Consider the following 1,780-nt stretch of genomic DNA (forward strand, 5'->3'; position numbering starts at 1 on the left):
GGGGCTGTCCCAAAAGTCATCTTTAGATGGTTGAGGGATACGCCCTTCTTCATATTGTAAAACAAAAAGAAACCGTTTCTTGGTAAAATGGAAGTGCGACCAACCATTTACAAAAGGAGCGGTTTCTTTGTACATTCAATATACCATGGACCAACTTCATCTGCCAATGGACTTGGAGGATGACATTCCTCCCAATCACCTTGTTCGTGTTGTCAACGAAGCGGTCAATCGCTTGGACGACCAGATTTTCAGAAATGCTTATCCAGGTGGAGGACGAGACAGCTATCATCCTAAAATGCTTACCAAAATCATTATTTACGCCTATACACAACGAATTTACTCTTCTCGTCAGATCGCTAAAGCAGTGCGAGAGAATGTCATGTTCATGTGGATTGCTGGCAGACAACGCCCGAATTTTCGTACCCTTAATCGCTTTCGTTCTGAGCGAATGAAAGACGTGCTCGAAACCATGTTCACAGGCGTACTTCAGTTTCTTATTGATGAGAAGTATGTCAAACTTGAGCATTACTTTGTCGATGGTACCAAAATGGAAGCGAACGCTAATCGGTACACGTTCGTTTGGGGCAAAGCGGTCGTGAAGCAGAAAGCCAAGCTCCAAGAGAAAGTACAGACTCTGTTTGCAACCATTGAAGAGTTCGAAAAGCAAGAAGAACAAGCTCAAGCAGGACAAGACCTTGCTGAGCTTGGCGAGGCATCTGCACTAACTAGTGAAAAATTAGAGGCCGCTGTTCAGCAGTTAGAAGAAAAACTACAATCTCGACCGAAGGATAAGCCGTTAAAAAAAGCGGTGCGAATATTCCGTAAAGATCTGCTCCCACGCTTGCAAAAATATGAGCTCCACGAAGAACGCCTCGGTGATCGAAACAGCTATAGCAAAACCGATACCGACGCCACCTTCATGCGGATGAAAGAAGATCACATGCGCAATGGCCAACTCAAGCCCGGTTACAACGTGCAGATCGGAACGGAGAACCAGTTCATTATTGGCTACAGTTTACATCAACGCCCAACCGATACACGCTGCCTCAAGCCACATTTGGAAAAGGTGAAAGCAGCACTTGGAAAATTACCGAAAACAGTCATCGCGGATGCCGGATACGGTGGAGAAGAAAACTACGCTTACTTGGAAAACGAACAACTGGAAGCATTGGTGAAGTACAGCACGTACCACAAAGAAAAATCAAAGAAGTGGCAGCAAGACATTAGCAAATTGGATAATTGGCAGTACGACGAGAATGAAGACACATGGACGTGTACGGCTGGTCGTAAATTGTTGTTTCGCTATGAAAGTAAGGAAGCGACGGAAAGCGGCTATGAAATAAAAAAACGCCACTACCGATGTGAAAGTTGCGAAGGTTGTCCGTTCAAACAAGCTTGTACAAAAGCAAAAGGGAATCGAGAAGTCAGCGTGAGTCTAAATTACTTACGCTACAAGCAACGAGCCCGTGAGAAACTTAGAAGCGAGGAAGGATACGCACTGTCGGTTCGAAGAATGATTGAGCCGGAAAGTGTGTTTGGACAAATGAAGAACAACCGAGGATTCAGACGTTTTCTGCTTCGAGGCCTACCAAAAGTAAGCCTTGAGGTCGGTTGGCTTTCGCTCGCCCATAATTTGCTCAAGAAGGCAGCAATAGACCAAAAAGTAGAAATGACGGTGCAGGGATAACCTCCTAGCACCGTCATTTTTTTTATTTTTGCCGATTTACTTATTAAGTGAGTGGTCTCGTTAAGGTGAACGACCTACTTTTGGGACAGCCCC

General features: G+C 45.0%; 1 protein-coding gene. It reads left to right on the top strand.

Annotated features, from left to right (window positions below; genetic code table 11):
- Positions 1 to 127: 127 nt before the first annotated feature.
- Positions 128 to 1,687 (top strand): IS1182 family transposase, encoded by a 1,560-nt coding sequence (locus IFO66_RS23580; RefSeq protein WP_192027459.1) that lies wholly within the window; start codon positions 128 to 130, stop codon positions 1,685 to 1,687.
- Positions 1,688 to 1,780 lie beyond the last annotated feature (93 nt).

Source organism: Paenibacillus arenosi, from assembly GCF_014841135.1.
In the GTDB taxonomy this organism is placed as follows: Bacteria; Bacillota; Bacilli; order Paenibacillales; family Paenibacillaceae; genus Paenibacillus_B; species Paenibacillus_B arenosi.